General features: G+C 72.8%; 7 protein-coding genes. 2 read left to right on the top strand and 5 right to left on the bottom strand.

Translation table 11 applies throughout. The features are described from left to right. Positions 1-588 precede the first annotated feature (588 nt). Both AB0H87_RS36775 and AB0H87_RS36770 read right to left on the bottom strand, forming a co-directional pair. Complete coding sequence (locus AB0H87_RS36775) at positions 589-1,281, bottom strand: SDR family NAD(P)-dependent oxidoreductase (RefSeq protein ID WP_360156730.1); 693 nt, start codon at positions 1,279-1,281, stop codon at positions 589-591. Next, a complete protein-coding gene (locus AB0H87_RS36770) occupies positions 1,281-2,198 on the bottom strand; it encodes a zinc-binding dehydrogenase (protein ID WP_360156727.1) in 918 nt (305 codons plus the stop codon). The genes AB0H87_RS36775 and AB0H87_RS36770 overlap by 1 nt, the downstream gene beginning before the upstream one ends. A 105-nt stretch (positions 2,199-2,303) precedes the next feature. Between AB0H87_RS36770 and AB0H87_RS36765 the strand changes: the two genes are divergently transcribed. Together AB0H87_RS36765 and AB0H87_RS36760 are read left to right on the top strand one after the other, a co-directional pair. Further along, entirely contained in the window at positions 2,304-2,921 is a 618-nt protein-coding gene (locus AB0H87_RS36765; RefSeq protein WP_360156724.1) for a helix-turn-helix domain-containing protein, read from the top strand. 34 nt (positions 2,922-2,955) lie between these two features. Further along, complete coding sequence (locus AB0H87_RS36760; RefSeq protein WP_360156721.1) at positions 2,956-3,762, top strand: RNA methyltransferase; 807 nt, start codon at positions 2,956-2,958, stop codon at positions 3,760-3,762. Here AB0H87_RS36760 and AB0H87_RS36755 read toward each other — a convergent pair. Genes AB0H87_RS36755 through AB0H87_RS36745 form a run of 3 tightly spaced genes read right to left on the bottom strand, consistent with a single transcriptional unit; the run spans position 3,754 to position 5,872 of the window. After that, positions 3,754-4,044 carry a transcriptional regulator gene (locus tag AB0H87_RS36755; RefSeq protein ID WP_360156718.1) on the bottom strand — a complete coding sequence of 97 codons (291 nt, stop codon included), beginning with the start codon at positions 4,042-4,044 and terminating at the stop codon, positions 3,754-3,756. The two genes, AB0H87_RS36760 and AB0H87_RS36755, sit on opposite strands and share 9 nt — an antisense overlap. Further along, positions 4,041-4,505: a hypothetical protein gene (locus tag AB0H87_RS36750; RefSeq protein ID WP_360156715.1), complete on the bottom strand. Its 465-nt coding sequence runs from the start codon at positions 4,503-4,505 to the stop codon at positions 4,041-4,043. The genes AB0H87_RS36755 and AB0H87_RS36750 overlap by 4 nt, the downstream gene beginning before the upstream one ends. A gap of 44 nt (positions 4,506-4,549) precedes the next feature. Continuing rightward, positions 4,550-5,872 (bottom strand): hypothetical protein, encoded by a 1,323-nt coding sequence (locus AB0H87_RS36745; protein WP_360156733.1) that lies wholly within the window; start codon positions 5,870-5,872, stop codon positions 4,550-4,552. Between the last annotated feature and the right edge of the window lie 60 nt (positions 5,873-5,932).

Here is a 5,932-nt window from a genome sequence, read left to right as displayed (position 1 = left end):
CGGCAGCCCGATCAGCGCGCCGAGCCCGATCGTCATGGACCAGAACGTGCCCGGCATGCGCCTGCGCAGCCCGCCCATCGCAGACATCGAGTTGCCGCGTCGCTGCCACCTCCGCCGCGCGCCGCGCCCAAACCCCAACCCGGCGACAGTCCCGGGATTCTGGCCGCAAGCTCGGGGGTTCTCTGCAACGGCAGCCGCACATTTACGACCCGAGGCTCTGCGGCGGGCTGGGTTCCCAAACCCAACCCTGCGGAAGTCCCGGGTTCGTGGCCGCAAAGCTCGGAAGTTCTCTGGAACGGCAGCCGCATATTCACGACCCGAGGCTCCGCGGCGGGCCGGGTTCCCAAACCCAATCCTGCGGCAATCCCGGGATAGGGGCCGCGAAGCTCGGAACTCCACTGCAACCGCAGACTCACGACGCGCCGGCTCCGCGGCGGGCCGCGCTCCCAGACCCCAACCCGGCGTCCGTCAACTACGACGCACGTCCGCCGGCGGCCACCGGCATCCGTGCGTCCCGGAGGAGCGCCACGGGGCGTGAGCCGGAATCGGTCATCCGGCCGGCGATCGTCTCGAGTGGACCAGCGGCGGTTACAGGCTGCTCGGGTTGCGCCTTGTGTGCAGGGTTTCCGGCGACAGGACGTGCTCCGGGCCTTCACCCCGTTCGTGGATCTGCCAGTAGTGCGGTGCGATCGTGGCCGGGTCGGTGTCGTCCGGTGCGAACGACAGCGGGACATGGGCCGCGTACACACCCTTGTCCGCCAACGCGTCGTGCAGGTTCAGGACCCAGTTGCGTAGCGCCGCACACGCGATGCCGACGTTGCCCATCGCCGGCGTCGGCGAGACCGAGCACGGCCCCGTCGTGAAGAGCAGCGTGCCGCTGCCGCGTTCGATCATGTCCGGTAGCACCTGGCCCGTCGCCGTGATCGCGCCGTGGACGTAGAAGTCCAGATGCGGCTGGACGTTGGCCACGCTCACCTCCAGCGGCCCCGCCAGCACCATCCCCGGCTGCGGCCCGCGTGGCGCCGGCGAGAACTCCAGCACCTCCACCGGGTCGTGGTTCGCGGCGATGTCCTTGAACGCCCGCACCAGGCTCGGGCGGTCCAGGATGTCCGCCGGATACGCGGCCGCCGTGATGTCGGCGGCCGACAGCGACGCGACCATCTCCGCCAATGTGGACTCGCGGCGGGCGATCAGGGCCACCTCGAAGCCCTCCGCGCCGAAGACCCGGGCGATGGACAGGCCCAGCCCCGGTCCCGCACCGACGATCGCGATCGTGGGCATCAGCGGCGTGTGTCGACGACGAGCTTGCCGAGCTTGTGGTGGCCGAAGTCCGTCAGTGCCCTCGCCGCGTCCGACATCGCGTACGTGTGCGTGATCGGCGCCCGCAGCGCGCCCGAGGCGAGCGCGTCCAGGATCGTGCCGATCGACTCCCGCGTCGCGGTCGGCATCACCGGCGTCACCGTGATGTCGGACCGGCCGACCGTGTCCGCCGAAGCACCGGTCGCCGAGGAGAGGCGGCCACCGGCCGGCAGCAGTGCCGCCAGCGCCGCACCGTCGCCGGCCGCCTGCACGATCGCCGTCAGGTTCGGCGGGGCGGCGAGTCCGTTGGTGTAGTCGACCGTCTCGTTCGCACCGAGCCCGCGGACGAACTCGGTCGCCTCGCCGGGGCGCGCCGTCGCGTACACCGTGGCACCTCGCGCCCTGGCCAACTGCACCGCGAACGCACCGACGCCGCCGGTCGCGCCGGCGACCAGCACGGTGTCGGAAGAGGTGAGGGAAAGGGCGTCGACCAGCGCCGCGGCGGTGATCGCGGCCAGGCCCGCGGCCGCCGCCTGCTCCTCGCTGATGCCCGGCGGCAGCGGTGCGACGCTGCGCGCGTCGAACACCAGCGTGTCGGTGAGCGCGCCCCGGGCCAGCGACATCCCGGTGATGACGCCGGCCACCCGGTCGCGGGGACGGATCGACGCGACGCCCGGGCCGACCCGCTCGACCGTGCCGGCGAAGTCGCGACCGAGCACGACAGGGAAATGATGGGGCACGGAGTCCCACAGCAACCCGGCACCCGTCGCGGCGTCGATCCCGTTGACCGAGGCCGCCTCCACCGCCACCCGGATCTGCCCGGGGCCTGGGTTGGGGACGGGAACCTCCAGCACAGCGGGGCTCTGGTCGCGCCCGGCGACCGCCAGTGCTCGTGCCATCGCGAGACCACCTCACCTAACCGGGGGATTGTCCCTGCTTAGCTCCTTCTGCGACGCTAGCACGACCGGGGATCAATCCCCGGTTACCGTCGTAAGGTATCTGCCATGTCTCCCGGGAGCCTACGGGCCGACGCCGAGCGTAACCGCCGCCAACTCGTCGACGCCGCTCGCGCGGTTTTCGCCGCGCGCGGCCTCGACGCGCCGCTGGACGACATCGCGCGGCGCGCGCGCGTGGGCAACGCCACCCTCTACCGCCGCTTCCCGCACCGGCGGGACCTGGTCGGCGCGGTCTTCGTCGAGCCGCTGCGCGAGGTGGTCACCGCCGCCCGCACCGCGCTCGACGACCCGGACCCGTGGCGGGCGTTCGCCGACCACCTGACCTACCTCTGCGAGCTGCAGGCCCGCGACCGCGCGCTCGCCGAGCTGCTCACCGCGCGGATGTCCGAAGTGGACGAGCTGGACGACCTGCGCGACATCGCCTTCGACTACCTGACCGCGCTGATCGACCGGGCCCGGGCCGCCGGTGCGCTGCGCGCGGGAGTCGACCACGCCGACGTGGTGCTGATCCTCATGGCCAACGCCGGCCTGGTCGAGCGGACGGCCGCGAGCGCACCGGACGCCTGGCGCCGGCACCTGGGCTACGTGCTCGACGGCCTGCGCCCGACCGGCCTGCCGACGCCGGTCCCGCCGGCCAGGAAGCAGGCGGAACCCCTGCCCGGATAGAGCCGGCCGCGCGCAGGGGCGCAGAATGTCCGTCGTGCCCGTCACCGTGATCACCGAGCCGGGCGACGAACGGCTCGCCGACTACCGGGCGCTGACCGACGTCGAGCTGCGCACCCGCTGGGAACCCCCGCACGGCCTCTTCATCGCCGAGGGCGAACTGGTGCTGCGCCGCGCCCTCCGGGCCGGCTACCGCCCCCGGTCGTTCCTCGTCGACGAGAAGCGCGTCGACCAGATCGGCGACCTCGAACAGACCGCTCCGGTGTACGCGGCCGGCCAGGCCGTCCTGGAGCAGGTGACCGGCTTCCACGTGCACCGGGGCATCCTGGCCAGCTTCCATCGCCGCCCGCCGGTGGACGTCGACACCGTGCTGGCCGACGCCCGTCGGGTCGCCGTCCTGGAGGACGTCAACAACCACACCAACCTCGGCGCCGTTTTCCGGGGTGCCGCCGCGCTCGGCATCGACGGGGTGCTGCTGTCGCCGACCTGTGCCGACCCGCTCTACCGGCGGAGCATCCGGGTCAGCATGGGCGAGGTGTTCGCGATCCCGTACGCCAGGTTCGCGCGGTGGCCGGCCGGGCTGGCCGAGGTCCGCGCGGCCGGGTTCACGGTGCTGGCCATGACACCGACCCCGGACGCCGTGCCGATGCAGCGGCTGACGCCGGCGCAGCGGGAGCGGGCCGCGTTGCTCCTCGGCGCCGAAGGGCCCGGCCTGACCCCGGCGGCGCAGGCCGCCAGCGACCTGCGGGTGGTGATCCCGATGCGGCGTGGCGTCGACTCGCTGAACGTGGCCGCCGCGGCGGCGGTCGCGTTCTGGGAGCTGGGCCGCGACGACCTAGCGTGAGGCGTCGATCAGCGCGCGCAGGGCGGCGCAATGCGTGTCGTAGGCCGTCCGCCCCTCAGGCGTGATCCGGTAGGTGGTGCCGCCACCCCGACCGTGGCCGAGCTTCGTGGCGCTGACGTAGCCCGCGGACTCCAACGTGGACATCTGCCGCGACAGGTCCGAGTCGCTGATGCCCAGATGGTCCTTCAGGAACCGGAACGTGACGGTCGGCGCGTTGGCCAGGACGGCCATGGCGCCCAGCCGCTTGGGCACGTGGATGACCGGATCCAGCCCGTCGATCACCGCAGCCGCGCCCGGGTCGCGGCGGCGGCCGCGGCATAGCGCCGCTCGTAGACCGTCAGGCCGACCGTCACGAGGACGAAGGAAGTGCCGGCGGCCGCGGGGACGCCGACCAGCCACCACACGAGCCAGACGGCCAGGGCGACCAGCGGCAGCGCGGCGAAGTATGCGCGCCACACCCGGGCGATCTCCGGCGGTGGCGTGCCGGTGCCCGGCATGGGAAGCGCACCGTGGCGGCGCCGCATCCAGACGAGGAACAGGAGCTCGAGGGCGATCAGGGCGGCCAGCGAGCCCACGAACAGGCCGACGCTCTCGCGCCACCAGGTGAACGTGCCGACCAGGGCGGCGACCCAGGCGCCGACGGACACCGCGTACCACCACGGTGTGGGCGGGTAGGTGACGTAGGGAGCGGCGGCTCCGCGCTCGGCCGCCGCGAGCTCGCCCGCCAGCCCAATACTTTCCATGGCGGAAAGTTATGCGATAACTTTCCAGTTCCGCAAGTAAGGGCTCAGCCCGCGGGCAGCAGCTTCGCGTACGTCTCCGGCACGAAGTGCGGGCCGCCCGGCGTGAACACGTCCGAGTCCGACGCCGCCGACCATGCCTCCGCCGGCACGGCCGCGACCAGCGCCGTCACCACCGGCGTGCCGGACCACGCCGGCTGCCGCGCCAGCAGCCCGAGCGCGACCAGTGACTCCTCGACCTCACCCACGCACTCGAACGGCTTGTGCCCGTCGATGCCGAGGATCTCCAGGTAGCCCGGGATCTGCGCCGGGTCGGCGAACAGGTCGAGCCCGAAGATCTCGACGAGCCGCGCGGGCGCCATGAACGGTGCCATGGCCAGGAAGACGAACCGGCACTTCGGGCAGTGCCCGCACCACCGCGCGGTCGCGTCCCGCAGCTTGAACGCCTGGTTGCAGCTCGTCACCACGGCGTCGTAGCCGATGAAGCCCGCGAAGAGCCTGGCGATGTGCAGTTCGGAGAGCGTACGCAGCAGCGAGAAGTAGGGGTCGACGAGCCCGGCGTGTGCGGCCAGCGCGGCCCGCAGGAGCCCCTCGGCCTCGACACCCTTCGACCACTGGTGGTTGATCTCCTGACCGTTCCAGATCAGGTTGGGGTCGGACGCCGAGCGCTCGTTGGACATCACCACCGGCCCGAGCCCGTGCAGCACCGCGGTGGCCACCGCGATCAGCGAGTTGATCGCCGTGACCGGGATGTGCCCGTTGCGGGCGCCGAGGCCGTTGAGCTCGAGCAGCGCCGGGTCGAGCCGCCGGCGGGCGGCCAGCGCCGGCACGCCGGAGGCCGCGTTGACCGCCTCGATGATCCGGTTGGGGTTGACGGAGAACGGCACGGGGTCGAAGCCGCCGGCCCGCAGCGTCTCCAGCGTGACGATCGAGTCCTTGCCGCCGCCGACCGCCGACAGCGGCCGCCCCTCGGTCAGCTCGGGCACCGCCGGCACGGGCTCCGCGGAACCCGGTGCGGCCGGCGCCAGCGACAGCACGTGCGGCAGGTCGTTGCGGTACGCGTACTCCGCGAGGCCCTTGGTGTAGACCGCGGTGACGTAGTCGAGCACCGGGCCGGACACGGGCGCGGGCAGCTCGAGCCGCGGCGGGGCGGCCGCCTTGTAGTAGCTCACCCCGGCGACCAGGTGGAGCAGGGAGAGCACCTGCCGGAACGCGGCGAGGCGGGCCGGCGACGGCGCGACCTCGGGCACCGGGAACGTGACGGTCTCGGTGAACGACAGGGCGCCCCCCGGACCGTCAAGCTCGTAACCGAGGGTCGCGACCCCGGTCGCGGGGTCGTACGACGAGGACGGGAACCGGAAGACCGCCATCTGGCCGAGGGCGCTGCGCCTCGACCTCGAACGCCGCGCCAACGAGGATCCGCTGACCGG

The sequence above is a fragment of the Asanoa sp. NPDC050611 genome (assembly GCF_040654855.1).
Lineage (GTDB): Bacteria > Actinomycetota > Actinomycetes > Mycobacteriales > Micromonosporaceae > Asanoa.
The sequence above is the reverse complement of the archived record's forward strand: the minus strand, read 5'-3'. Positions and strand labels throughout refer to the sequence as shown.

Excerpts from the sequence above, each read along its gene's own strand:
- AB0H87_RS36775 (WP_360156730.1), bottom strand. The coding sequence starts at position 1,281 with ATGCCCACGATCGCGATCGTCGGTGCGGGACCGGGGCTGGGCCTGTCC.
- AB0H87_RS36770 (WP_360156727.1), bottom strand. The coding sequence starts at position 2,198 with ATGGCACGAGCACTGGCGGTCGCCGGGCGCGACCAGAGCCCCGCTGTG.
- AB0H87_RS36765 (WP_360156724.1), top strand. The coding sequence starts at position 2,304 with ATGTCTCCCGGGAGCCTACGGGCCGACGCCGAGCGTAACCGCCGCCAA.
- AB0H87_RS36750 (WP_360156715.1), bottom strand. The coding sequence starts at position 4,505 with ATGGAAAGTATTGGGCTGGCGGGCGAGCTCGCGGCGGCCGAGCGCGGA.
- AB0H87_RS36745 (WP_360156733.1), bottom strand. The coding sequence starts at position 5,872 with ATGGCGGTCTTCCGGTTCCCGTCCTCGTCGTACGACCCCGCGACCGGG.